The following is a 22,366-nucleotide window of genomic DNA, read 5'->3' as shown; positions in this document are numbered from 1 at the left end:
GAGCATCGGGGACGTGAAAGGTGCGACGTTCGGCGAGGTGTTCGCCGTCAAGGAGTTCCGGGTCCTGTTCGCCGGCTTCGTGCTGCTGATCGTCGGCGACTCGATCAAGATGCTGGCGCTGTCGGTGCTGGTGTACGAGCGGACCGGGTCGCCCGGACTGTCCGCCGCGGCGTACATGGCCGGGTGGCTGCCGTTCATCTTCGGCGGGCTGTTCCTGCTCTCCCTGGCCGACCGGGTGCCTGCGCGGGCGCTCATGGTGGCGGGCGAGCTGATCAGGGCGGTCACCTGCGCGCTGCTGGCCTGGGCCGGGATGCCCGTGTGGGCGATGCTGGCGCTCGTCATCGGCACCGGGCTGCTCTCGCCGGTGTTCTTCGCGGCGCGGGCCGCCATGCTGCCCGAGGTGCTGCCGGGGGACGCGTTCGTGCTGGGACGGTCGGTGCTCAACGTCGCCTCGGCCGGCGGGCAGATACTCGGGCTGGCGGTCGGCGGCGCGTTCCTGGCCTTCGCCGGGCCGTCGGGAGCCCTCGGGGTCACGGCCGGGCTGTCCGTGCTGGGGGCCGTGGTGCTGCGGGCCGGGCTGCCTTTCACGCGGGCTCGGGGTGCGGGGCAGCGGGGCGCGGTGCGGCAGACCCTCCAGGTCAACCGGCGGCTGCTGGCCGACGGGCGGGTGCGCGGACTGCTGCTGGCCGGGTGGCTGCCGCCCGTCTGCCTGGCGGGGGCCGAGGCGATGGTGGTGCCCTACCTCGGCGGGCAGGGGCAGGCGGGGGTGGTGCTCGCGGCGGCGGCCGGGGGGATGGCGGTGGGGGAGTTCGCGGTCGGGCGGTTCGTGACGCCCGGCGGCCGGGAGCGGCTGTCGTTGCCGCTGGCCGTGTTGCTGGGGGTGCCGTGGCTGGGGTTCGCTCTCGCGCCCGGGGTCGCGTGGGCGGCCGTTCTCGCGGCGCTGGCCACGGCGGGGCTGGCCTACCAGCTCGGGTTGCAGCGGCGGTTCGTGGACGCGGTGCCGGAGGAGGTGCGGGGGCAGGCATTCGGGTTGCAGTCGGCGGGGCTCATGACGGGGCAGGCGGCCGGGGCGGCGCTGGTCGGAGGGCTGGGAGAGGTGGCCGGGCCGGGGGAGGCGATCGCCGTGTCGGGGGCGATGGGGATTGTGGTGGCGGTCGCGCTGGCACGCGTGTTGAGGCCCGCGCGGGTGATCTCTACCTCTGGTCTTCCGGGGCCAGCTCACCCGACCCCCGGGGAATGAGCCGTACGGGCAGCTCGATGTGCTCGGACGGCCCCACGTCGCCGCGCAGGCGGCGGAACAGCAGCTCGGCCGAGACCCGCCCCATCCACGACGGATCCTGCGCCACCACGCTCACCCCCGGCCGCAGCAGATCGGCGAGCTCGAAGTCGTCGAACCCCACCAGCGCCACCCGCCGCCCCTCCAGAGCCCGCAGGGTGGTCACGGTGTGCCGCCCGTTCCCGGTGAACAGCGCCGTCGGCGGATCGTCCAGCGCGAACATCCGCGCCAGCTCCTCACGCGCGGCGTCGAGCCCCGGCGGACGCATCGACACCAGCCGCTCGTCGAAGAGCCCGCCCAGCTCCTCCCGGTAGCCGAGCAGCCGCTGGGCGGCCGTGAAGATGGCCGGGTCGTCACCGAGCATGGCGATCCGCCGATGACCGTGCGTCATGAGGTGCCGGATCGCCTGCCCGGCCCCGCCCACGTTGTCGGTGAGCACGGTGTCCACGTCGATGCCCGCGCCGGGCGGCCGGTCGGCGAACACCGCCGGGGTGCCCGCCTCCAGCTCGGGCCGCAGGTACGTGTGGTCGTCGCCCGCCGGCACCAGGATGAGCCCGTCCACGCGGCGCGCGCAGAACGTCTCGACCAGCTCCCGCTCCCTGCCTGGTTGCTCCCCGGACGAGCCGCTGAGCAGCAGGCAGCCGTGGTCGATGACCACGTCCTCGACGGCCCGGCTCAGGCCCGAGTAGAACGGGTCGGCGACGTCCTCGATGACCAGCCCGATCGTGGCGGTCCTGCCTCTGCGCAGCACCCGGGCGCTCTCGTTGCGGCTGTATCCCAGCCGGTCGATGGCAGTGCGCACCCGCTCGGCGGTGGCGGGATGCACGCCGGGCTCGCCGTTCACGACGCGCGAGACGGTCTTGAGCGCCACGCCCGCCGCCGAGGCGACGTCCTTCATCGTCGGTCTCACGCCTGGATCATTTCTCATGTGGGAGGGGCAGACAACGTTGTCAAGGGCTTGTGCGAGAGTGGTCCCCTATGTCGTTGAGATCCGCATTGCTCGTGGCGGGGTTCGCCCTGGCCGCGCTCAACCTGCGCCCGGCCATCGCGGGTGTCTCCCCCCTCCTCGACGAGATCATGAACGACGTCGGCCTCACCCCGGCGGGCGGCGGCGCGATCACCACGGTCATGGTGGTCTGCCTGGGCGTGTTCGGGCCGGTCACGCCGCTGCTCGCGCGGCGCATCGGGCTCGACCGCACGCTGTTGCTGGGCCTGCTGGTGATCGCCGCGGGCGTCGTGCTGCGCGGCCTGGACGGCGCGCCCGTCCTCTACCTCGGCTCCGCCCTGGCCGCCACCGCCATCGCCGTCATGAACGTCTCCATGCCGGGCGTCGTCAAGCAGCACTTCCCGACCAGGGTCAACCTCCTGACCGGCGTCTACGTCTCCTGCGTGGTGGCCGGCGCAGCGGCGGCGTCCGCGCTGGTGATCCCGATCGAGCAGGCCACCGGCTACGGCTGGCGCGGCGTCTCGGCGCTGCTCGCCGTGCCCGCTCTCCTGGCGGCGCTGCTCTGGCTGCCGCAGGCGCTGCGCAAGCAGCCGCGCGCCCAGAACGGGCCCCGCCCGTTCGGCACGGTGCTGCGCAGCCGCGTCACCTGGTACATCACCGCGCTCATGGGCCTGCAGTCGCTGACCTTCTACGTCATGCTGGCCTGGCTGCCCACGATCTTCCTGGAGGCGGGCCTCGCCGCCGACCAGGCCGGCTACCTGCTCAGCCTGACGAACGCCGTCCAGGTCGCCACCTCGCTGGCCGTCCCCGTCCTGGCCGGCCGGCGCGCCTCCCAGGTCCCGTACGTGGTGGGGGCCGGCGTGCTGACCGTGCTCGGCTACCTGGGCATGCTGCTGGCCCCGGCCACCCTGCCGTGGGTGTGGATGATCGTGCTCGGCATCGGCCAGGGCGCCTCGTTCGCGCTGGCGCTGCTCATCATCGCGCTGCGCCCGTCAGGGCCCGCCGAGGTGACGGCGCTGTCGGCCGTGGCGCAGTCCGTCGGGTACGTGATCGCGGCGCTGGGGCCGCTGCTGTTCGGGTTCCTGCGGCAGGCCTCAGGCGGGTGGACGGTGCCGCTGGTCGCCGGGCTGGGGGTGTGCGCGGTGCAGATCGTGGCCGGATGGTTCGCCGGGCGCCCTGCTACGTTGGGAAGAGCCGAGGCCTAGAACAGGTTTAGATCTCCGGGAGTTCGACGCGTGCTGATCGAGACGCTCCGGCGGCTGGCCGGGGAGCGCGATGGGGTGCTGGGGGTGGAGCCCGGCCTCGTCATCGAGCCCGACGAGAGCTGGACGCCCGTGAGCGAGCTGGTGCGGGAGCCGTACACGCTGCTCACGCGGCTGGTGGACGAGACGGCCGCCCGCTGGGGCGCGCCGTTCCACGTCGGCGCGGCGCTGTTCTGGAAGACGTACGGCTACTGGCACACGCTGCCCATGGCGCTCGGATGGGCGCTGGACGGGCGGGTGCCGGTCATGCCGGCGGCGGAGACGTACTTCAAGGTGTCGGGCGCCGGGGTGACGATCGCGGCGACCCGCGTGAGCTGGGGGTCCGGCGCCGGGGTGATCGGCGCGGCGCTGGAGGAGTCGCAGCGGCCACTGGTCGAGGTGCTCAGCCGGATGGCCAAGGTGGGGGAGCGCACGCTGTGGGGCTCCACGGCCGAGGCCGTCGCCCACCCGCTGACGTCCATCGTGCGGGGCGACTACCTGCGGTTGCTGAAGGAGATCGGGCCGCCGCTCGACGGGCTCGTGGAGCCCGCCGGCGACGGCTACTTCCGCAGGACGTGCTGCTTGTGGATCGCGCTGCCCGACGTGGAGCCCTGCGGAAGCTGCTGCGTGCTCAGGCCACGTGCTCGGCCACGCGCCCGGGGCTGAGCGCCGCCGTGGCGGGCTCGGGCGCGAGCGGCTCGGGGCCTGCGGCCGGGTCGTCCATCGGGCGCAGCTCGTCGGCGTAGCTCACCGAGACGCGGCGCATCACGCCCGTGCCGTCGATCGAGTACTGGCCCAGCCGCCACAACGGCGGCGAGTACGCGTGGATCGACACGCTCTCGTCCACCGCCCCGGTGAGCCGGTGGATGTGGTCGGGCCCGAAGGAGAACGACTGCCCCTCGGGAACCACCGTCTCCAGGTGCTCGCCGCCGATGCGCGGGTTGCACTCCTTCAGCGCGCCCTGGACGACGTGCACGGCCCCCGAGGAGATGTCGTGGTCGTGCCAGCCCGTGTCGTCCTCGGGGCGCCAGCACAGCAGCCACACGTCCACGTACGCGTCGCGGTAGAGCGAGGCGTAGTGACGGCCGCCGTCGGCCGGGAAGTCCACCTGCTCGCGCCACTCCCGCGGGTTGGCGGCCAGCTCGTTCACCAGGTCGCGCAGCTCGCGCCGGTCGAGGACACGCTCCGGGAGCCCTGCACAGGCGCCCCCGTCCTGGATCTGCTCAGTGTTCACGTACGAGACTCCTTTCCGCTGATGAGGCGACGGGGGTTGACGACCTTGATGGCGTGGTCGGCGGCCGCGCCGAGGCCGGGTTCCGGTGCTTTGGCGTAGGGGGCGTCGGAGCCGTTGACCACGACGTCGATGCCCAGCTCGCGGACGATCGCGTCGATCGCGCGCGGGCCGTACGAAGAGGTCTCCACGAAGAAGTTCGGATCGACCAGGCCGCGCCCGCCGCCGCCCCTGGCGATCAGGCGCTCGGAGTGCAGCGGCGCGAGCCCCGCGAGCAGCGCGAAGCAGACGCGCAGGTGCGGGTGCCTGGGGCGGACGACGGCGTGGAAGTAGTGCCAGGACGCGTGCATCTGCTGCACGTACGGCACCAGCGCCGGCCACCACGGCGGCGTGGCGGCGCCGTGGGCGGCGCGCGGGAACGGCGGCGTGCCGATCGCGGCACCGGCCGGGCCGGGGTGCACGAACAGCGGCAGGTTCCGCTCGGTCAGCACGGCCAGCAGCTCGTCGTCGGGCGCGGCGGTGGCCGGGATCTGCAGGCCGGCGAGGCCGCGGCCGAGGTCCTCGGCGAGCCGGTCGGGGTCGGGCTCGCTGTGGCAGGTGGCCGCCCACGCCGCGTACGGCGCGCCCAGCGCGAGCGCGCCCTCGTGGTAGGCGTCGATCAGCGGCCAGGCCTCCTCGGGCGGCAGGAACTCGATGCCGAGCGGGCTCGACAGCGAGACCAGGGCCAGCTCCAGGCCGGTGGTGTCGCGCTTGTCGTGGTCGGCGGGGTTCACCTCGTACGGCGGCTCGCCGTCGAGGATCAGCGTCCAGCCGTCGAGGTAGGGAGGGGTGCTGCGAGCGCGCAGGGCATCGACGAACGTGCTCGTCCACAGGTGCTGGTGCACGTCGATGCTCACGGGCGGTCGCCTCCTTCCGCTATTTCCTACTCACAATACATGTAAACGCTCTGCGCTGTGACATCTTCGCCGTGAACCGTTTCAGTGATACGGTTCAGTGAACCGCTTCACATCACGTCTGTCAACGGTGGGGCAGCTCACAGGGCGCCGGTAATCGCCGGTCCCCGCGCTCTCATCGAGGCAGGGTGTCGGCGAATCTGACAATTCACTGACAGGGAATCCGCTTCTGTCGGCCTCACGCAATAGGCTGGCGTAATGCCTCGCAAGAGAGCGACGATCCGTGAGGTGGCCCAGGCCACAGGCCTGTCACCGGCGGCCGTCTCCTACGCGCTACGCGGCCTGCAAGTGTCGGAGGAGACCATGGAGCGGGTGCGCGCCGCCGCGGCCGAGCTCGGCTACGAGGCCGATCCCATCGCCAGAGCCCTGGCCAGCGGACGCACCGGGATGATCGGCCTGCTGTGCGGCTCGCTGGAGGACCTCTGGCAGCAGTCCCTGGCGGTCGGCATCAGCAGAGGGCTGCGGGAGAAGGACCGCTACGCCCTCATCCTCGACGCGTTCGGCGACCCGGCCAGGGAGCGGGCCCTGGCCCAGCAGCTCCGCGACCAGCGCGTCGACGGCATGATCGTGCAGCCGATCGACCCGGCGGCCGCGTTCTGGCCCGAGCTGTGCGAGTCGTTGCCGGTGGTCGCGATCGGCGACTCCATCTCCGGCACGGCCGGCGAGGTCGTCTTCGACAACCGCAGCGGGGTGACGCTCGCCCTGGAGCACCTGCGCGCCCTCGGCCACCGGCGCGTCGCCGTGCTCACCTCCACCCAGGCCAGCACCCCCGACCGGCCCGCCGACGTGCACGTCACCGCCGAGGCCGACCGGCTGGGCCTGGACATCGAGGTCGCCACCGCGCCCCACGGGCTGGCCGGCGCCACCGCCGCCGCCCACGAGCTGCTCAGCGGCGACAAGCCGAGCGCCGTGTTCTGCTTCGCCGACTCGATCGCCTACGGCGTGTACGCGGCGGCGCAGGAGCTGGGGCTGTCGATCCCCGGCGACGTGTCCGTCATGGGCTACGACGACCATCCGATGTCGGGGCTGCTGTCACCAGGGCTCACCACCGTCGACTGGGACATCGACGGGATCGTCCGGGCGGCGGTGCGGCTCATCTCGGCGGCGGCCGACGGCGGGGCCAGGCGGCGGCGCGTCATGCAGAGGCCCACGCTCAGGGAGCGCGGGTCCGTCGCCCGGGTGGTCTGAGGTGGCGCGGGCGTCCTGAGACCGCCCGTGCTCCTGCCGTACACCGGGCCGGTCAGCTCCTGGGCGGTGGACCACGCGGCCCGGGCGCGATCGAGCGTGGCGATCGTGACCCGGGCCCGCCGTACGCATGGGGAGGGGGGTCAGTCGTTGTCGGGGATGAAGAGGCCGAGCGCCCAGCTCACCACGCTGATGATGACGGCGCCCCAGAAGGCCGCCGGGTAGAAGTTGTCCACGTGGAAGGGGATGTCGAACTGGCCCGCGATCCAGCTCGTCAGGTACAGCATGGCCGCGTTGATCACGAGGAGGAACAGGCCCAGGGTCAGCACGATGACCGCGCACCCCAGGGCCTTCACGATGGGCTTGACGATGGCGTTGACGATGCCGAAGATCAACGCCACGAGGAGCAGGACACCCCAGTACGTGGCCGAGTTGGTGGGGGCGTCGACGTCGATGCCGTCGATGAACTGGATGGCCACCCACAAGGCCACCGCGGCGGCGATGGTTCTGATGATGAATCTCACGCTGAATGATCCTCCCACTTGAGATCGGCACTCGATAGAGGGCGTAGTCACTACGATGCCCGGCCGTCACTGTGCGTAGTCCCGGTTATCGTCGGCTCAACGAGGGAACAGGCGTGCAGGGGAGGGAGCGAAATGGACGCTAACGGGCTCGAGTCGCTGCCGGCCAACGAGTTGCACGAGAGGGCCGTGCGGTATGCCGTGCGGCATGGGGACCTGGGGTTCCTGTGGGAGCTGTTGAAGGTCATCCCGGCGGCTGAGGCGGCCAGCGGTCATGCCAACGAGACCGCGAACGATCTCAGCAAGGTGTCCGCTTTGCTCAGTGATGCCATCGCGGCGGGTGAGGGCAAGCTGGGTGAGGCGTTGCGGCCGGTGTACATCGATTATTTGCGGAAACATCCCGACGCCTAGCGCGCCCGGGATGCGTGTCACCCGCCCAGGCTCGCTGGGTGCGTGTCACCCGCCCAGGCGGCACCGCCACGCTCGGCACGCTCAGCGCATTGAGGCGTGCGTGCCGGGCGTGCGTGCCGGGGGCCGGCGTGCTCGCGCCCCGCGGGCCGTCAGCCCGCGAGCCGCGCCCCCTTCCCGCTGTAGTCGAGGAACCCGGGCGTGACGACCTCCTGCCCGTCCCTGGCGAGGATCATGGTCTCGTACGCCCCCGCCCGAGCCAGCTCCCCCGCGAACCGCCGCCCCCTGACGGCGCCCATGGCGTAGATCGCGGTGGCGTACCCGTCGGCCATCCCCAGGTCGGGCCCGATGACGGTGACGGAGCCGAGCCCGTCCACGACCTGCCCGGTGTGCGGGTCGACCACGGACGAGCCGCCCGAGGTGGCGACGCCCAGGTCGTGCGCGAAGACGACCTTGCGGACGGTGCCGGTGCGCGGGTCGCGGATGCCGACGCGCCAGCGCCTGCCCGGGGCGGAGGAGCCGCGCACCCTGATGTCGTTGCCCACGGTGATGCGGTGGTCGCCGGCGCCGGCGTTGGCCAGGGCTCGCGAGAGGCGTTCCAGCGCCCAGCCCTTGAGGTAGCCGGACGGGTCGATGACGCCGTCGATGCGGGGTTCGAACCAGCCGCCGGTGGCTTCGCTGAGCTCTTCGCAGCGGTGCAGGACCTCGATGAGCTCGGGGACCTGTTCGATGGTCCCGCCGCGGTTGAGCCGGGCGATCTGGCTGTCGTCGCGGGCCGGGTCGAAGGTGTCGTCCACCCACCGCAGCCAGGCGAACGCGTCGTCGAGCAGCGGGGTCAGCTCGCGGGCGGGGAGCGCCGTGCGGATGTCCACGCTCACCGGTCGGCCCATGACCATCTCGACACGGGCGCTTCCTGGGAACGTCGTCGTGGACTGGGCGATCTGAGAAGTCGTCACCTTGCCTCCTTGTCCTGGAATCCACGCTGTCAGGTGAGGCGTATGGTGGGCCTAAACCTTTTGCCCGGATTCGAAATGAATTCGTGACTTGGGGATGGCGAGGCGTGACAAGGCGCCTCCCACGTACCGCTTGAACGGCCGCGGACCTGCCACGACCACCTGGCGGTCGGCGATGTCGGGGATCTCGCGGCTCAGGCCGGAGGCGCTCACCCGCTCCTTGGCCCGCGGGTCGTGCTCGTCGCCGACAACGAGGATGAGGCCGTAGCGGGTCTGCAGGTCGAGCAGCTCGTCCGTGGCGCGGTCGGTGCGGTAGACGGCCACGGTGTCCGTCGCGCCGGCCAGGCGTTCGCGCAGCGAGCCCGGGTCGAGGCCGGTGGCGATCAGCAGGGCGGGACGCGTCTCGTCGGGAAGCCGGTGGCTCAGGACCGCCATGACGGCCGCCATCGCGTACAGCAGGAGTGAGCCCACGCGGCTGAGGCTGGTCACGTGGGCGGTGGAGCTGAACTGGTGTGCCACCAGCAGCGCGCCGGCGAGGTATCCGCCCAGCCGCAGGCGTTGCCTGGCCTCCTCGCTGCGCAGGTAGTCGGCGGCCTTGACGCTGAGCAGCCCCAGCGTCACCAGCAGCGCGGCCGCCGCGAAGGCGGTGGGGGACCACGGGTAACCGAAACCAGGCCCGATCGCGCCGAACTCGGCCACCGCGACCCCGCTCCAGAAGAGGATCGGGCCCTGATGAACATTCACCTCGCTAGCCATGACCTCACGATGCTGAACGAACATTAAAGCTTCCTGAGTAGGGTCTGAAACATGGCTAACGTACGTGTCGAGCGGACTGAAGAGGGCGGATTCCGGGCCACCAACGCCCGTGGCGCCGAGGTGCTCATCGGGGGCGGTGACCAGGACGGGGTGTTCACTCCGGTCGAGTTGCTGCTGGCCGCGGTGGGCGGATGCAACATCGTGACCGTCGAGCCGCTCACCGCCAAGCGCGGTCATCGGCTGGTGCGGCTGGAGATGACGGTGCAGGCGGAGAAGGTCGAGTCGAACAAGCTCGGTCCCGTGACGATCACGTACGACGTGGAGCTGCCGTCCGAGCAGGCCGATGAGGTGTTCAGGGCGGTGGCGGGACGCGTGCACGAGAAGTACTGCACGGTGAGCCGGTCGCTGCAGGAGGGCACTGAGGTGCGGTTGGAGCTTCCGTAGGCGGATAAGACAGATATTCGACCCCGTTATGACGCGACCGTTGCATTCCTCTCGGTAGCGTTGTAGCAGGTCAGGAGCTCAGCAACTGGCCGAAGGACCTTCACCGATGCGGACGCGGAGGGGGACCGCGGTTCGCAAGTGCGGGACCGCCGGAGCTTTTGGGGGAAAGCGCCGGCCTGGACCGCCAGTGATCGGGCCGGGCAGCTTTGGGGGAACTGCCCGGCCCGATCCATGCGTATCCTCCGGTTACGTGAAGAAAGTTCTCATCGACTGTGACCCCGGCATCGACGACGCGCTCGCCCTCGCGCTGGCGGCAGGCTCCGCCGACTCCCTCGACCTCGTAGGCGTGACCACGGTGGGCGGCAACGTCGACCTGGAGCTGACCACCGCGAACGCGGTGGCGCTGCGGGAGTTCCTCCAGATGGGCGACGTGCCGGTGACGCCGGGCAGCGCGGGCGCGCTGCTGCACCGCACGGTCAGGGCCACCGCCGTGCACGGCGACACCGGGCTGGGCGACGTGGTGCTGCCCACGCCGGAGGGGGAGGCGTCCGAGGGGCACGCGGTCGACTTCATCATCGAGACGCTGAAGGCCGCCTCCGGTGAGATCACGCTGGTGGCCGTGGGGCCGCTGTCGAACATCGCCCTCGCCGTACGCCGCGAGCCGCGCGTCGTGGAGTGGGCCCGCGACCTGGTCATCATGGGCGGCTCCTACACGCGCGGCAACCACAACCCGGCGGCCGAGTTCAACATGCTGGCCGACCCGGAGGCCGCGGCGATCGTGTTCGAGGCCGGGTGGACGGTCACCATGCTCGGTCTCGACGTGACGCTCAAGGCCATGGTCAACGCCGACGTGCTGGACCGGATGCGGCCGCTCGGGCGGCTGGCCGACCTGCTGGTGCCGGCCGCGCAGTTCTACGGGGTGGTGACGGCCGAGGGCGGCCCGGCCATCCACGACGCGTGCGCGGTGGCGTACGTGCTCGACCCTGCGCTGTTCACCTGCGTGCCCGCCGTCGTGAACGTGGAGACCGCGGGGCAGTACACCCGCGGCATGACCGTGACGGACTTCAGGGTGTCGGGACGGGAGGCTAACGCCCTGGTGGCGACGGCCGTGGACGTGCCCGCGTTCTGGGACCTGGTGATCGGGGCGTACGAGAAGCTGGCCACCCGCCTGGGATGACCCGGCGCGACCACTGCCTGGCGGCTGATAGAGTTTCTCTTGTTGCGCCGCTAGCTCAGTTGGTCAGAGCAGCTGACTCTTAATCAGCGGGTCCGGGGTTCGAGTCCCTGGCGGCGCACCACCAACGACAAGGGCACCGTCTCGACGACGGTGCCCTTCGTCTTTCCCGCTCAGGCGGGCCGCTCGTCCACGCCGACGGCACCGACCCCGCTGGTGAAGATGCCTCCGCAGTAGCCCTGCGACTCGCCGTAGCCGCCCGGCGGGAGCGTCACCCACTCGCCCACCACGTCCGGCGCCCTGCCGCAGACGACCACGGCCCGGAAGACCCAGGTCTGGCCCGTGGGGTTACTGCAGGCGGCGATGCCGAGGTCGTTGTCGTTGGCGTGCACGTAGGTGTCGCACCTGAGCACCGTGGCCGCCGCCGACGCGGACGACGGCAGCCCCGCCGACACGAGTGCGAAGGCCGCCCCGACCGCGGCCGCCGTGATGTGTGATCTTCCGATCATTGCCCCTCCCGAAGTCACTGTGCGTGGTCGAGCGTACGCAAGAAGTGGCTTCGGGAGGGGTGGATCACGATTCCTGGAGCCGCCGGATCATCGCCTGCTTGGCCGTGGCGAACTCCTCGTCCGTCAGCACCCCGGAACGGTGTAACTCGCCCAGCTCGGCCAGGCGGCGCAGGACCGCGTCGTGCACGTCGTCGGCGACCGGCGGCGGCGCGGCGGGCAGCTCGGGCTGCTCGCGCGGCAGCCTGGCCAGCACGGCCGCCGCGACCAGCGCCGTCGCGCCGCCGAACCGCTGGATGCCCCACGACACGCAGCGCAGGTCCTTCTGCGGCGGCTTGGCGCTCGGCGCCTCACCCTTGATCCGGAAGCGCAGCGTGCCGTAGCCCATGCCGGACTGCGGCTTCCACTCCACGCCGGTGACGTCGGACAGCGGGAACTCCTGCGGGCCCGCCTTCTCCTTCTCCGTGCTGGCCCAGCCGGTCCACTCCAGCCGTACGCGCTCGCCGTCGAAGAGCGCCGCGCCGTCGCCCGCCGAGGCGGAGATGGGCACGTCGGGGACGGGCAGCAGGTAGCCGTCGCACGGCCCGCCGGGCGTCTGGTAGACGGTCAGGGTGTCGCGGATCTCGTCGGCGAAGTACTCGGCCGCGCCCACCCGGGCCTTCGGCACGGCCAGCCGGTACGGGTCGGCGGGCGGCCCGAGCGCCCCGGCGGCCACGTCGAACAGCGCGTCGGCGCCCTTGCGCAACCGCAGGCGGAGGTGGCCGCCCTTGCGCGCCGGCTCGAAGGCCACGCCGGCGATCGCCTCCAGCGGAACGCGCACCTCACCCAAGGTCCGGCGCAGCTCGTCGATGTCCTTGTCACTCCCGGGGACGATCCGCAGCAATTCCCCATTGAACGTCCATGACCCGTCTGGGACAGCGATCTCGGCCATATTCTCAGCCTAGGACACGCTCGCGGCACCACCCAGGCGAAGGAGCGGAATGCAGATCTTCACGAGCTGGCCGTCGTGGGCGCACGCGGAGGGCCCGCTGAGCCGGGCGCTTCCCGCGTCCACCGTGACCTCCCTGCGCGACGCGGTCGCCTTCGCGCGGCGCATGCACGGGGTGCAGCAGCGGCCGACCGGGCGGCCGTACGTCGAGCACCTGCTGGAGGCGCTGGAAGTGGCGGTGTCCGGTGCGGGGCTGGGCGACAGGGAGGTGCTGGTCGCGACCGTCCTGCACGACGTGCTGGAGGACACGCCGTGCACCGAGGGGGAGGTGGCGCGGCGCTTCGGGCCCGAGGTGGCGGCGCTGGTGCGGTGGGTGACCAAGCCGCGCGGCGGCTCGAAGGCCGACTACCTGGCCACCCTGGCGAAGGCGCCGCCGCGGGCCGTGCTGGTGAAGCTGTCGGACCGGGTGAGCAACGTGCAGGAGCTGCAGCGCATGTCGTGGCGGTTCCAGCGGCGGTACTACCTGGAGACGGTGGCGCACATCATGCCGCTGGCCGGGGCGCATCCGTGGTTCGCCGAGTGGTTCGGCGAGTGGCGGGGGCGGTGGCGCCGCGTCGAGCGCTGGCCCGCCTCCTGAGTCAGCCGCCGATCCGGGCCGTCCGGTTGCGTACGCCCTCGAAGTGCGCCTGTACGGCGGCCACCGCGGCGGCCCTGTCGCCCTTGAGCACCGCCGTGTAGATGTCGCGGTGCCGCCTGGCCACGTCGGCGGGCGGCTCGTCGGGCGCGCCGAGCGCGTCGCGGAGCTGGTAGTAGACGTCCCAGAAGGCGCCAAGGAGCTGGCCGACCAGGGGGTTGCCGAGCGGCCGGTAGAGCACGTCGTGGAAGAGGCGGTCGGTCTCGGGTGAGACCAGCCCGGCCTGCGCCTCGCTCTCCATCCGCGCCATGACGTCGGCGACGGGCGTCAGGTCCACCTCGGGGCCCAGCTCGATCAGCCGCTGGACGAGGCCGCTCTCCAGGATCTCGCGGATCTGCACCAGGTGGGCGAGATGGTTGGCGCCGTTCTGGAGGGTGATGCGGCTGTGGAAGGTCAGCTCGTCGACCAGCCCGGCCAGGGACATGCGACCGACGAACATGCCGAAGCCGTGGCGAATGTCCACGATGCCCACCGCTTGCAGGGCCTTCAGCGCCTCCCGCACCGAATTGCGGCTGACCTGGAGCTCCTCCATGAGCTCCGACTCGGTGGGGAGGGGGTCGCCCGCCACCAGCCCGCGTCTGACGATGAGGTCCTTGACGCCCTCCTGGGCCTCGACGGCGCGGCTGGGGCGCGCCGGACGCGGGACTGTGGTCATGAAGAATCCTTTCATCACAGGTAACAATCCGGAAATCTTCCGTTGACCTCAAGCCGTGGTGGCAATTAGCGTCCACCTTACGCACATCGTAGGACATGGGATGTCCCACGTCCTATCCCCTCTTCAGGAGGCAACCGTGGACTCTGAGTTCAGTCGCCGCGACTTCCTGCGCTACAGCGGGGCGACCGGTGCGGCGGCGTTCATCGCGGCCACGCTCTCCGCTTGCTCCGGAGGCCCGGCCTCGACCGGCTCGGTCGGCGCCGGGACCAACAAGGACCTGATCACCGCCGTCATCGGGTACGGCAACGACCAGAGCTGGGACCCGACGCAGACCGCCTCGGCCTTCGCCATGGCCGGCATCAACCACGTCTACGAGGGTCTGCTGGACACCGACCCGATCACCCGCGAGCCCTACCCCGCGCTGGCCACCGCGCTGCCCGCCGACACCAACGCCACCACCTGGAAGTTCACCCTCAGGGACGGCGCCAAGTGGCACGACGGGCAACCCGTCACGGCCGACGACGTGGTCTTCACCTTCGAGCGGATCCTCGGCCCCGACAACGTCCTGACCGGCAACTTCTTCAAGTCCTGGCTGCAGGAGGTGAAGAAGGTGGACGACAGGAGCGTGGAGCTGGTCTTCAAGTTCCCCTTCCCTGACGCGGCGCCGCGCCTGACGATCGCCAAGATCATGCCGAAGCACGTCTTCAGCCAGGCGGGCGCCTGGGACCAGGCCAAGGGCGGCAAGGCGGTCGGTTCGGGCCCGTACAAGCAGACCGCGCACAACCCCAAGTCCAACACCTCGTTCGAGGCGTTCGACGGCTACAACGGGCCGCGCCCCGCCACGGTCACGAAGATGAACTGGCTGACGATCGTGGACGCCGCCGCCCGCGTGGCCAAGATCTCCGGCGGCTCCGCCGAGGCGCAGATCGCCGACAACATCCCGTACGCCAACGTCGACCAGCTCAAGCAGCAGGGCCTCACGGTCGAGGGCGGCAAGGGCATGAACCACATGTTCCTGATGTTCAACACGGCCACCAAGCCGTTCGACGACATCCGGGTGCGCCAGGCCCTGCACTACGCCATCGACAAGCAGAAGATGATCGACGTGGCGCTCAAGGGCCACGGCACGGCCTCCAGCTCCTTCCTCAACGAGGGCCACCCCGACCACAAGCGGGCCTCGGTCGTCTACGACTACGACCCGGAGAAGGCCAAGGCGCTGCTCAAGGAGGCCGGCGTCAGCAACCTGGCGATCAACCTCATGGCCGTCAACGTGAGCTGGATCGCCGACTGCCTGCCCACCATCGCCTCCTCCTGGGAGGCCGTCGGCGTCAAGACGACGCTGGAGCCGCAGGACACGGCCGCGCTGTTCACCAAGATGGACCAGTTCCAGGACTACCAGGTGGTCGCCGCGGCCTCGAACCCCAACCAGTTCGGCATGGACGCCGACCTGATCCTGCACTACAACTACGTGCCGGGCGGCCTGTGGATGAAGTACAGCCACTGGGACGGCACCGACGACGCCGAGAAGCTCTTCACGATGATGGACGAGGCCAGCAAGGAGACCGACAAGGCCAAGCGCACGGAGCTGATCCACGAGTATCTGGACTTCGTGGCCGAGCAGGCCATCCTCTACCCGGTCGTGCACAACGAGCTGATGACCGCCTGGGATGCGAAGAAGCTGTCCGGCATCCGCGCCCAGCCGTACCCCGGCATCAACCTGCTGCAGGCCAAGAGGACATGACGCTCGTCCTCCGGATGCTGCTGCGGCGGCTCCTCATCCTGATCCCGCTGGTGCTCGGCGTGGTCGCGTTCGTGTTCGTCGTCATGCGCTTCTCCGGCGTCAAGCCGGAGTACGCCTACTTCCAGGGCGCGAACCCGACCCCCGAGCAGATCCGCCAGTTCCAGGTCGAGAACGGCCTGCTGGACCCGCTGCCCCTGCGCTACGTGCGGTTCGTCGCCGACCTGGCGCAGGGCGACATGGGCACCAGCGTGCTGACCAAGAAGCCGGTCATCGAGTCGGTGACGACCGCGCTGCCGCTGACGCTGCAGCTCACGTTCCTCGGCCTGGGCGTGGCCGTGGTGCTGTCGCTGGTCTTCGGCGTGACGGCGGCGCTGTTCCGCGACCGGTGGCCCGACCAGGTGATCCGCATGGTGTCGCTGGTCGGGGTGGCGGCGCCCGCGTTCTGGCTGGCCCTGCTGATGATCCAGTGGCTGGCCGTCGGCGAGGGGCTCTTCCCGACGGGCGGCTACATCAACCCGGCCGACTCGCTGACCGGCTGGCTGCAGTCGATGGCGCTGCCCGCCCTGTCGCTGTCGCTGCCGATCGCCGCCCAGCTCACCCGCATCATCCGCACCTCGATGGTGGAGGAGCTGGACCGCGACTACGTGCGCACCGCGATCGGCAGCGGCCTGCCCATGATCGTGGTCGTCGGCCGGAACGTGCTGCGCAACGCCCTGATCAACCCGCTGACCGTGCTCGGCCTGCGGATCGGCTACCTGATCGGCGGCACCGTGGTGATCGAGACGATCTACGGGCTGCCCGGCATGGGCCAGCTCATGATCAACGCGGTGCGTGACGGCGACCCGGCCGTCGTGCAGGGCGTGGTGCTGACCATCGCGGTCGGCTTCATGGTCGTCAACTTGGTCGTCGACATTCTGTACCTGCTGGTCAACCCTCGCCTCAGGAGTGCCACATGAGACGTGGTCTGACAGAGCGCTTGTCCCGCCCGGGCGTCGGCTTCCGCCGGTTGAAGCCGATGTCGTGGGTGTCGGTGGGCATCCTCGTGATCGTCGTGCTCGCCGCGGTGCTCGCGCCGTGGATCGCCCCGCACTCGCCGTACTTCCAGGAAGCCGCCGGTGGCGGGCCGTCCGCGGAGCACTGGATGGGGCTCGACAGCGCCAACCGTGACATCCTGTCGAGACTCCTGTACGGGGCCCGCTGGTCGCTGCTCATCGGCCTCGGCGCGACCGGGCTGGCCCTGGTGGCCGGGGCGATACTCGGCGCCGTCGCCGCCACCGCGCGCAAGGGCGTGGACGAGACGCTGATGCGGGTGCTCGACGTCATCATGGCCTTCCCCGGCATCGCGCTGGCCGCGGTGCTCGTGGCCGTGTTCGGCGGCAGCATCCCCGTGCTGGTCATGGCCATGGCATTCCTGTACATGCCGTCCGTGGCCCGCGTCGTACGGGCCAACGTGATCGCGCAGTACGGCGAGGACTACGTGGCGGCCGAACGCGTCATCGGCGCCCGCACGCCGCACATCATCGCCAGGCACGTCGCGATCAACTGCGCCGCGCCGGTGCTGGTGTTCTGCACGGTGATGGTGGCCGACGCGATCGTGTTCGAGGCGTCGCTGTCGTTCATCGGCGCCGGGGTGCGCCCGCCGAACCCGTCCTGGGGCAGCGTCATCGCCGACGGCAAGAACCTGGTGCTGCTCGGCGGCTGGTGGGCCACCGTCTTCCCCGGCCTGCTCATCCTGCTCACCGTGCTGGCGCTGAACATCCTGTCGGAGGGCATCTCCGACGCCTGGGCCGCCCCGGCGGCGCGCAAGGCGCCGGTGCGCGCCGACGACGACGCGTTCGAGCAGGCCGAGCCGGGCTCCGGCGAGATCGTCGAGCTTCCCGGGCTGGAGGAGGCCGCGCGCAGGCTGGCCGAACGGGCTCGCCCGCTGCCGCAGGGCCCGCCGATCCTCGCGGTCGAACGGCTGCGCATCGGGTTCGCAGAAGGCGTCGACATCGTGGACGGCATCGGGTTCGAGGTGCGTCCGGGCGAGGTGCTCGGCCTGGTCGGCGAGTCCGGCTGCGGCAAGTCGCTGACCGCGCTGACCATCATGGGCCTGCAGCCCCGCGACGCCCGCGTCAGCGGCCACGTCCGCTTCGACCAGCGGGAGCTGCTCGCCGAGTCGAAGGGCGCCCGCCGCAGGCTGCTCGGCCACGAGATGGCGATGATCTACCAGGACGCCCTGTCCTCGCTGAACCCGGCCATGACCATCAAGGCCCAGCTCAAGCAGCTCACCCGGCGCGGCGGCCGGCGCAGCCCCGCCGAGCTGCTCGAACTCGTCGGCCTCGACGCCCGCCGCACCCTGTCGGCCTACCCGCACGAGCTGTCCGGCGGCCAGCGGCAGCGCGTGCTGATCGCGATGGCGCTCTCCCGCGACCCCAAGCTGATCGTCGCCGACGAGCCCACCACCGCGCTCGACGTCACCGTGCAGGCGCAGGTCATCGAGCTGCTGCTGAAGCTGCGCGAGGAGCTGGGGTTCGCGCTGATCCTCGTCTCCCACGACCTGGCGCTGGTGGCCGACGTGACCGACCGGGTGGTCGTCATGTACGGCGGCCAGATCGTCGAGACCGGCGTCACCGCCGCCCTCGTCGGCAGGCCCGCCCACCACTACGCGCGCGGCCTGCTCGGCTCGGTGCTGTCGCTGGAGTCGGGCGCCGAGCGGCTCACCCAGATCCGCGGCGTGGTGCCGGCGCCCGCCGACTTCCCCTCCGGCTGCCGTTTCGCCGACCGGTGCCCGATGGCCACGGACGTGTGCCGTACCGACAAGCCGGTGCTGGAAGGTAGCGCCACGCACCAGGTGGCCTGCCACCACCCGGCGCAGACGCTGGTGAGGAGCGAGCAGCATGCTTGAGCTGAACGACGTGCACGTCGTGCACAAGGCCCGCTCGGGCGGCCTGTTCGGGCGCGACCGCGTGTACGCGCTGACCGCCGCGAACCTCACCGTCAGCCCCGGCGAGACGGTCGGCGTCGTGGGCGAGTCGGGCTGCGGCAAGTCCACGCTGGCCAAGGTGCTGGTGGGGCTGCAACGGCCGACCGCGGGCACCGTGACCTTCCGCGGCCGCGACCTGTGGGGGATGAAGGAGGCCGAGCGGCGCGAGCTGGTCGGGTCGAGCGTCGGCATGATCTTCCAGGACCCGTCCACGGCGCTCAACCGGCGGCTGCCCATCAGGCAGGTGCTGCGCGACCCGCTCAACGTGCACGGCCACGGCACCCCCGCCCAGCGCGACGCCCGCGTCCGCGAGCTGCTCGACCTCGTCGGGCTGCCCGCCGGGGCGGCCGACGCGCTGCCGAGCCAGCTCTCCGGCGGCCAGCGCCAGCGCGTCGCCGTGGCCAGGGCGCTGGCACTCGAACCCGGCCTGGTCGTGGCCGACGAGCCGACCAGCGCGCTCGACGTGTCGGTGCGGGCGCAGATACTCAACCTGCTGCTGGATCTGAAGGAGCGGCTGGGGCTGGCGCTGGTGTTCGTCTCGCACGACATCCAGACGGTCCGCAGGATGAGCGACCGCGTGGTCACCATGTATCTGGGCAGGATCGTGGAGCAGACGCCGGCGCAGTCGGTGCCGCTCGGCGCGCGGCACCCGTACACCAGGGCGCTGTTCTCCGCCACGCCGGGGCTGATCTCGCCGATCAACCCGATCCCGCTGGTGGGCGTCGTCCCGTCGGCCACCAGACCGCCCAGCGGCTGCCCGTTCCGCACGCGGTGCTGGCGCGCGGACGACGCCTGCGCCGCCGGGATGCCCGAGGCGACGGCCGAGGGCGACCACCTGTTCCACTGCCACCACCCGGTGGCGGCGGGTGCTACCGACCTCGAACTGATCCAGGAGCGCAGATGAGCCTGACCGGTGTGATCCCTCCGGTGTGCACCCCCATGACCCCCGAGCAAGAGGTGGACACGGCGTCGCTGGTGCGGCTGGTGGACCACCTGATCGACGGCGGCGTGCACGCGCTGTTCGTGCTGGGCTCGTCGTCGGAGGTGGCGTACCTGACGGACGCGCAGCGGCGGACGGTGCTGGAGACCGTGGCCGGGCACGTGGGCGGCCAGGTGCCGGTGCTGGCCGGGGTGATCGACATGACCACGCCGCGGGTGCTCGAACACGCGCGCGTCGCCGTGGCGGCCGGGGCGTCGGGCCTCGTCGCGACCGCGCCGTTCTACACGCGGACGCATCCCGAGGAGATCCGCACCCACTTCAGGACCATCGCCGCGCGGACCGGGCTGCCCCTGTACGCCTACGACCTGCCGGTCTCCGTGCACACCAAGCTGAGCGCCGAGCTGGTGCTGGAGCTGTCGCGCGAAGGGGTGCTGGCCGGGCTGAAGGACTCCAGCGGCGACGACGGCGGCCTGCGCGCCGTCGTCATGGGTCGCGAGGCGCCGTTCAGCGTGCTCACCGGATCGGAGGTGACCGTCGACTCCGCGCTGTGGATGGGCGCCGACGGCGTGGTGCCCGGGCTGGGCAACGTGGACCCGCAGGGGTACGCCGAGCTGTTCCGCTGCGCCTCCCGCGGCGACTGGGAGGCGGCCAGGACCGAGCAGGAGCGCCTGGTCAGGCTGTTCGAGATCGTCCACGTCGGCGGGAGCCGGATGGGCGGCAGCTCGTCGGGGCTCGGGGCGTTCAAGGCCGCGCTGCACCTGCGCGGCGTCATCGACTGCCCGGTCACCGCCCTTCCGCAGACCCCGCTGAACGAGGACGAGGTCGGCCGGATCGGCAAGCTGCTCGCCGCCGCCGGTCTCCTCTGATCAGGGCCCTTCGCTGATCACGCGGGGCTCGCCATCTGGGCGATGTCCTGCGCGCCGTCCTCGATCAGCTTCGAGGCCAGGTCCGACAGCGCCCGCCCGGCGGCCAGCTCGTCGCCGATCCCCGGCACGGGCCGGTCATCCGGGTTGCGGCGGGCGTGCGCCACGCTCTCGTGCCGCTTGCCGTCCGGGGTGAACAGCACGGCCGTGGCCGTGGTCAGGGCGTCCTCGTCGTCCTCGCTGATCCAGATCTGGATGTTCCACTGCTTGTACTCCATGACGACCACCTCCCTGCGTCCAGCCTCTCTCCAGGAGAGGCGGACGTAAAGGTGAGCGGCCCTACGGGCGGCGGTTGCCGGGCGGGACCACCTGGAGCGCCGTCTCCAGGGCGGTGGCCTCCTCCGGAGTGAGGCGTTCGAGGAAGTGCACCAGCGTGGCCGCCTGGTTGCCGCTGGCGGCCAGCGCGTGCCGCATCAGCTCGGCCGTGTAGGCCTCCTTGGTGGCGATCGGCTCGTACACGTAGGCCCGGCCGACCGGCTCGCGCCTGAGCAGGCCCTTGGTGTGCAGCTTGTCCATCACGGTCATCACCGTGGTGTAGGCGATCTCGCGCTCCGTACGGAGGTCTTCGAGCACGTCACGGACGGAAGCTGGCCTGCGGTAGGACCACAACCTGTCCATGATCGTGGATTCGAGCTCTCCGAGGGGGCGCTTCATGCCCCACATCGTAAGGGTTGAGCCTGGATCAACCCTTCGTCAATCGCCCACGTGCGCTGTGGCGGTCGTCCATCGGGTGTTCCGGCGCGAGCTCATCCGGCTCGGCGCCCTGCTGGAGGAGGTGGCCGGGGTCCGCGCCGCCTGACCGCCGCTACTGGGAGTCGCTCTCGGGGGAGATCACGGACATCCAGGCCGCCGCCTCGTCGGCGCGCAGGATCCGCTCCAGGCGGATGGTGCCGACCATCATCGGGTAGCGCCTGCCGGGGCTCCACGACCGCTCGTACGGCGGCGGGTCGAGTACGACCACCCGCACCCCGTCCACCTGGGGAATGTCCGCGGGGACGCCCTCGTTCCAGATCCACTTGCCGTAGGCGTCCACCAGGTTGAACTGGCCGCTGACCGGGTCGTCGTCCGGATCCACGTCGCCGTCCGTGGCGGCCATCACCCAGTCAGGGTCCGGCTGCACGCCCTCGATCAGCCCGTGGTCGGCCGGGCCGCTCACCACGTCCGCCAGCAGGGTGTGGAGCTGGAAGTTGTCGCCGATCCCGCCGATGACGACCTCGTAGCCGCGGCCGGTCTCCCTGTGCAGGACGATCAGGTGCTCGTCCTCCAGCACGGCGAGCAGGCCGGCCAGCCACTCCAGGTCGGGGCGGTCCTCGATCACGGCGGTCAGGGCCCGCACCAGGCGCTCGCGGCCGGGCAGCGCCGCCCGCACCTGCGCGGAGAGCTGCATGATGGACAGGACCGGCATGTGCGCCATGTACAGGTTCGCCCACGCGTCGGCCAGCGCGAACGCCTCCTGCTCCGGCAGGCCGGTCAGGCGGCCCGCCGCGCTCGGCATCCAGGCCGGGTCCTCGTCGTCCGGCTCGGGCGGATCCTCGCCGGTGGCCTTCCGCCACGCCTCGGCGAACCTGGCCGACTGCTCCAGCAGCCCGGACAACTGCTCCACGAGCGGCTCGGCCAGCGGGACGGGGTCGGCGCCGCGCTCCGCCAGCGCGCCGGCCACGATGCCGAGGCGGGCGCCGATGCCGGGCGGGACCAGGTCGAAGACCGTGCCGAACCGGGCCGCCACGGCCGACAGGGTCGCCTTGTCGGTGTGCTCGGTGGCGGCGTAGAGCTGGGAGGCGTGCTCGAAGAGCCGGTCGGGGTCGCGGTCGTTGGCCGCTTGCAGGAGGGCGTCGAGATGATGATCGAGCATTCCGGCAGGTTACGACATATCCGGACTTGACGCGTGGCACTCGGCGCATGACGCCGCCCTCATCGACGCCGCCC

General features: G+C 71.3%; 25 protein-coding genes and 1 tRNA gene. 14 read left to right on the top strand and 12 right to left on the bottom strand.

What is annotated here, in order from left to right; translation table 11 throughout:
• Nucleotides 1–13 precede the first annotated feature (13 nt).
• Nucleotides 14–1,240 carry an MFS transporter gene (locus FXF51_RS52025; RefSeq protein ID WP_262380452.1) on the top strand — a complete coding sequence of 409 codons (1,227 nt, stop codon included), beginning with the start codon at nucleotides 14–16 and terminating at the stop codon, nucleotides 1,238–1,240.
• Here FXF51_RS52025 and FXF51_RS52020 read toward each other — a convergent pair.
• The gene (locus tag FXF51_RS52020) at nucleotides 1,194–2,186 is read right to left on the bottom strand and encodes a LacI family DNA-binding transcriptional regulator (RefSeq protein ID WP_262380451.1); all 993 of its coding nucleotides are present in this window, start codon (nucleotides 2,184–2,186) and stop codon (nucleotides 1,194–1,196) included. The genes FXF51_RS52025 and FXF51_RS52020 overlap by 47 nt on opposite strands.
• A 74-nt stretch (nucleotides 2,187–2,260) precedes the next feature.
• Here FXF51_RS52020 and FXF51_RS52015 point away from each other — a divergent pair, with 74 nt between their 5' ends.
• A complete protein-coding gene (locus tag FXF51_RS52015) occupies nucleotides 2,261–3,427 on the top strand; it encodes a CynX/NimT family MFS transporter (RefSeq protein ID WP_411268439.1) in 1,167 nt (388 codons plus the stop codon).
• A gap of 30 nt (nucleotides 3,428–3,457) precedes the next feature.
• Complete coding sequence (locus FXF51_RS52010) at nucleotides 3,458–4,129, top strand: hypothetical protein (RefSeq protein WP_148442275.1); 672 nt, start codon at nucleotides 3,458–3,460, stop codon at nucleotides 4,127–4,129.
• On the opposite strand, the gene FXF51_RS52005 is transcribed toward FXF51_RS52010, so the two are convergent.
• Nucleotides 4,095–4,697, bottom strand: a complete 603-nt coding sequence (locus tag FXF51_RS52005; RefSeq protein WP_148442274.1) for a cysteine dioxygenase — start codon at nucleotides 4,695–4,697, stop codon at nucleotides 4,095–4,097. The two genes, FXF51_RS52010 and FXF51_RS52005, sit on opposite strands and share 35 nt — an antisense overlap.
• Nucleotides 4,694–5,590 (bottom strand): amidohydrolase, encoded by an 897-nt coding sequence (locus FXF51_RS52000; protein ID WP_148442273.1) that lies wholly within the window; start codon nucleotides 5,588–5,590, stop codon nucleotides 4,694–4,696. Before FXF51_RS52000 ends, FXF51_RS52005 begins: the two co-directional genes overlap by 4 nt.
• A gap of 255 nt (nucleotides 5,591–5,845) precedes the next feature.
• Here FXF51_RS52000 and FXF51_RS51995 point away from each other — a divergent pair, with 255 nt between their 5' ends.
• Nucleotides 5,846–6,835, top strand: coding sequence for a LacI family DNA-binding transcriptional regulator (locus FXF51_RS51995; protein WP_148442272.1), 990 nt, complete (start codon nucleotides 5,846–5,848; stop codon nucleotides 6,833–6,835).
• A gap of 140 nt (nucleotides 6,836–6,975) precedes the next feature.
• On the opposite strand, the gene FXF51_RS51990 is transcribed toward FXF51_RS51995, so the two are convergent.
• Nucleotides 6,976–7,356, bottom strand: a complete 381-nt coding sequence (locus tag FXF51_RS51990) for a phage holin family protein (protein WP_148442271.1) — start codon at nucleotides 7,354–7,356, stop codon at nucleotides 6,976–6,978.
• Between the two features lie 132 nt (nucleotides 7,357–7,488).
• On the opposite strand from FXF51_RS51990, the gene FXF51_RS51985 reads away from it, so the two are divergent.
• The gene (locus FXF51_RS51985; RefSeq protein WP_148442270.1) at nucleotides 7,489–7,764 is read left to right on the top strand and encodes a hypothetical protein; all 276 of its coding nucleotides are present in this window, start codon (nucleotides 7,489–7,491) and stop codon (nucleotides 7,762–7,764) included.
• A 149-nt stretch (nucleotides 7,765–7,913) separates the two neighbouring features.
• Here FXF51_RS51985 and FXF51_RS51980 read toward each other — a convergent pair whose 3' ends face one another.
• On the bottom strand, nucleotides 7,914–8,717 hold the full coding sequence (locus tag FXF51_RS51980; protein ID WP_148442269.1) for an FAD:protein FMN transferase: 804 nt from the start codon (nucleotides 8,715–8,717) through the stop codon (nucleotides 7,914–7,916).
• A 51-nt stretch (nucleotides 8,718–8,768) separates the two neighbouring features.
• A complete protein-coding gene (locus FXF51_RS51975; RefSeq protein WP_148442268.1) occupies nucleotides 8,769–9,470 on the bottom strand; it encodes a hypothetical protein in 702 nt (233 codons plus the stop codon).
• A 51-nt stretch (nucleotides 9,471–9,521) separates the two neighbouring features.
• Here FXF51_RS51975 and FXF51_RS51970 point away from each other — a divergent pair, with 51 nt between their 5' ends.
• The 3 genes from FXF51_RS51970 (at nucleotide 9,522) to FXF51_RS51960 (ending at nucleotide 11,212) form a co-directional block, all read left to right on the top strand.
• A complete protein-coding gene (locus tag FXF51_RS51970) occupies nucleotides 9,522–9,914 on the top strand; it encodes an OsmC family protein (RefSeq protein ID WP_148442267.1) in 393 nt (130 codons plus the stop codon).
• Nucleotides 9,915–10,164: 250 nt separating this feature from the next.
• Complete coding sequence (locus tag FXF51_RS51965; protein ID WP_222871859.1) at nucleotides 10,165–11,091, top strand: nucleoside hydrolase; 927 nt, start codon at nucleotides 10,165–10,167, stop codon at nucleotides 11,089–11,091.
• A gap of 44 nt (nucleotides 11,092–11,135) precedes the next feature.
• Nucleotides 11,136–11,212 (top strand) — tRNA-Lys (locus FXF51_RS51960).
• 49 nt (nucleotides 11,213–11,261) lie between these two features.
• Here FXF51_RS51960 and FXF51_RS51955 read toward each other — a convergent pair.
• Together FXF51_RS51955 and FXF51_RS51950 are read right to left on the bottom strand one after the other, a co-directional pair.
• Nucleotides 11,262–11,597: a hypothetical protein gene (locus FXF51_RS51955; protein WP_148442265.1), complete on the bottom strand. Its 336-nt coding sequence runs from the start codon at nucleotides 11,595–11,597 to the stop codon at nucleotides 11,262–11,264.
• Between the two features lie 64 nt (nucleotides 11,598–11,661).
• Nucleotides 11,662–12,525, bottom strand: coding sequence for a DUF4429 domain-containing protein (locus FXF51_RS51950; protein ID WP_148442264.1), 864 nt, complete (start codon nucleotides 12,523–12,525; stop codon nucleotides 11,662–11,664).
• Between the two features lie 49 nt (nucleotides 12,526–12,574).
• Here FXF51_RS51950 and FXF51_RS51945 point away from each other — a divergent pair, with 49 nt between their 5' ends.
• Nucleotides 12,575–13,159 carry an HD domain-containing protein gene (locus tag FXF51_RS51945; RefSeq protein ID WP_148442263.1) on the top strand — a complete coding sequence of 195 codons (585 nt, stop codon included), beginning with the start codon at nucleotides 12,575–12,577 and terminating at the stop codon, nucleotides 13,157–13,159.
• A 1-nt stretch (nucleotide 13,160) separates the two neighbouring features.
• Here FXF51_RS51945 and FXF51_RS51940 read toward each other — a convergent pair whose 3' ends face one another.
• Nucleotides 13,161–13,871 carry a FadR/GntR family transcriptional regulator gene (locus FXF51_RS51940; RefSeq protein WP_148442262.1) on the bottom strand — a complete coding sequence of 237 codons (711 nt, stop codon included), beginning with the start codon at nucleotides 13,869–13,871 and terminating at the stop codon, nucleotides 13,161–13,163.
• A 136-nt stretch (nucleotides 13,872–14,007) separates the two neighbouring features.
• Between FXF51_RS51940 and FXF51_RS51935 the strand changes: the two genes are divergently transcribed.
• The 5 genes from FXF51_RS51935 to FXF51_RS51915 are packed head-to-tail and all read left to right on the top strand — an operon-like array spanning nucleotide 14,008 to nucleotide 20,383.
• A complete protein-coding gene (locus FXF51_RS51935) occupies nucleotides 14,008–15,612 on the top strand; it encodes an ABC transporter substrate-binding protein (RefSeq protein WP_222871858.1) in 1,605 nt (534 codons plus the stop codon).
• The gene (locus FXF51_RS51930) at nucleotides 15,609–16,568 is read left to right on the top strand and encodes an ABC transporter permease (protein WP_148442260.1); all 960 of its coding nucleotides are present in this window, start codon (nucleotides 15,609–15,611) and stop codon (nucleotides 16,566–16,568) included. The genes FXF51_RS51935 and FXF51_RS51930 overlap by 4 nt, the downstream gene beginning before the upstream one ends.
• The gene (locus FXF51_RS51925; protein ID WP_148442259.1) at nucleotides 16,565–18,499 is read left to right on the top strand and encodes a dipeptide/oligopeptide/nickel ABC transporter permease/ATP-binding protein; all 1,935 of its coding nucleotides are present in this window, start codon (nucleotides 16,565–16,567) and stop codon (nucleotides 18,497–18,499) included. Before FXF51_RS51930 ends, FXF51_RS51925 begins: the two co-directional genes overlap by 4 nt.
• Entirely contained in the window at nucleotides 18,492–19,481 is a 990-nt protein-coding gene (locus FXF51_RS51920; RefSeq protein ID WP_148442258.1) for an ABC transporter ATP-binding protein, read from the top strand. The genes FXF51_RS51925 and FXF51_RS51920 overlap by 8 nt, the downstream gene beginning before the upstream one ends.
• The gene (locus tag FXF51_RS51915; protein WP_148442257.1) at nucleotides 19,478–20,383 is read left to right on the top strand and encodes a dihydrodipicolinate synthase family protein; all 906 of its coding nucleotides are present in this window, start codon (nucleotides 19,478–19,480) and stop codon (nucleotides 20,381–20,383) included. Before FXF51_RS51920 ends, FXF51_RS51915 begins: the two co-directional genes overlap by 4 nt.
• Nucleotides 20,384–20,400: 17 nt before the next feature.
• Here FXF51_RS51915 and FXF51_RS51910 read toward each other — a convergent pair whose 3' ends face one another.
• The 3 genes from FXF51_RS51910 to FXF51_RS51900 all read right to left on the bottom strand — a co-directional run bounded on the left by FXF51_RS51910 (nucleotide 20,401) and on the right by FXF51_RS51900 (nucleotide 22,292).
• Nucleotides 20,401–20,658 carry a DUF1876 domain-containing protein gene (locus FXF51_RS51910; RefSeq protein WP_148442256.1) on the bottom strand — a complete coding sequence of 86 codons (258 nt, stop codon included), beginning with the start codon at nucleotides 20,656–20,658 and terminating at the stop codon, nucleotides 20,401–20,403.
• A 61-nt stretch (nucleotides 20,659–20,719) separates the two neighbouring features.
• The gene (locus FXF51_RS51905) at nucleotides 20,720–21,094 is read right to left on the bottom strand and encodes a BlaI/MecI/CopY family transcriptional regulator (protein ID WP_148442255.1); all 375 of its coding nucleotides are present in this window, start codon (nucleotides 21,092–21,094) and stop codon (nucleotides 20,720–20,722) included.
• 151 nt (nucleotides 21,095–21,245) lie between these two features.
• Nucleotides 21,246–22,292 (bottom strand): hypothetical protein, encoded by a 1,047-nt coding sequence (locus FXF51_RS51900; RefSeq protein WP_148442254.1) that lies wholly within the window; start codon nucleotides 22,290–22,292, stop codon nucleotides 21,246–21,248.
• Nucleotides 22,293–22,366 lie beyond the last annotated feature (74 nt).

The sequence above is a fragment of the Nonomuraea sp. PA05 genome (genome assembly GCF_008086045.1).
GTDB lineage: Bacteria > Actinomycetota > Actinomycetes > Streptosporangiales > Streptosporangiaceae > Nonomuraea > Nonomuraea monospora.
Note: the sequence above shows the minus strand (reverse complement) of the source record. Positions and strands in the feature narration are given on the sequence as shown.

Bases quoted from the DNA above. Each gene is read 5' to 3' on its own strand.
- FXF51_RS51945 (WP_148442263.1), top strand. From the start codon at position 12,575: ATGCAGATCTTCACGAGCTGGCCGTCGTGGGCGCACGCGGAGGGCCCG.
- FXF51_RS51915 (WP_148442257.1), top strand. From the start codon at position 19,478: ATGAGCCTGACCGGTGTGATCCCTCCGGTGTGCACCCCCATGACCCCC.
- FXF51_RS51925 (WP_148442259.1), top strand. From the start codon at position 16,565: ATGAGACGTGGTCTGACAGAGCGCTTGTCCCGCCCGGGCGTCGGCTTC.
- FXF51_RS51970 (WP_148442267.1), top strand. From the start codon at position 9,522: ATGGCTAACGTACGTGTCGAGCGGACTGAAGAGGGCGGATTCCGGGCC.
- FXF51_RS51950 (WP_148442264.1), bottom strand. From the start codon at position 12,525: ATGGCCGAGATCGCTGTCCCAGACGGGTCATGGACGTTCAATGGGGAA.
- FXF51_RS51905 (WP_148442255.1), bottom strand. From the start codon at position 21,094: ATGAAGCGCCCCCTCGGAGAGCTCGAATCCACGATCATGGACAGGTTG.
- FXF51_RS51975 (WP_148442268.1), bottom strand. From the start codon at position 9,470: ATGGCTAGCGAGGTGAATGTTCATCAGGGCCCGATCCTCTTCTGGAGC.
- FXF51_RS51910 (WP_148442256.1), bottom strand. From the start codon at position 20,658: ATGGAGTACAAGCAGTGGAACATCCAGATCTGGATCAGCGAGGACGAC.
- FXF51_RS51930 (WP_148442260.1), top strand. From the start codon at position 15,609: ATGACGCTCGTCCTCCGGATGCTGCTGCGGCGGCTCCTCATCCTGATC.
- FXF51_RS51920 (WP_148442258.1), top strand. From the start codon at position 18,492: ATGCTTGAGCTGAACGACGTGCACGTCGTGCACAAGGCCCGCTCGGGC.
- FXF51_RS51995 (WP_148442272.1), top strand. From the start codon at position 5,846: ATGCCTCGCAAGAGAGCGACGATCCGTGAGGTGGCCCAGGCCACAGGC.
- FXF51_RS51900 (WP_148442254.1), bottom strand. From the start codon at position 22,292: ATGCTCGATCATCATCTCGACGCCCTCCTGCAAGCGGCCAACGACCGC.
- FXF51_RS51940 (WP_148442262.1), bottom strand. From the start codon at position 13,871: ATGACCACAGTCCCGCGTCCGGCGCGCCCCAGCCGCGCCGTCGAGGCC.
- FXF51_RS51955 (WP_148442265.1), bottom strand. From the start codon at position 11,597: ATGATCGGAAGATCACACATCACGGCGGCCGCGGTCGGGGCGGCCTTC.
- FXF51_RS51985 (WP_148442270.1), top strand. From the start codon at position 7,489: ATGGACGCTAACGGGCTCGAGTCGCTGCCGGCCAACGAGTTGCACGAG.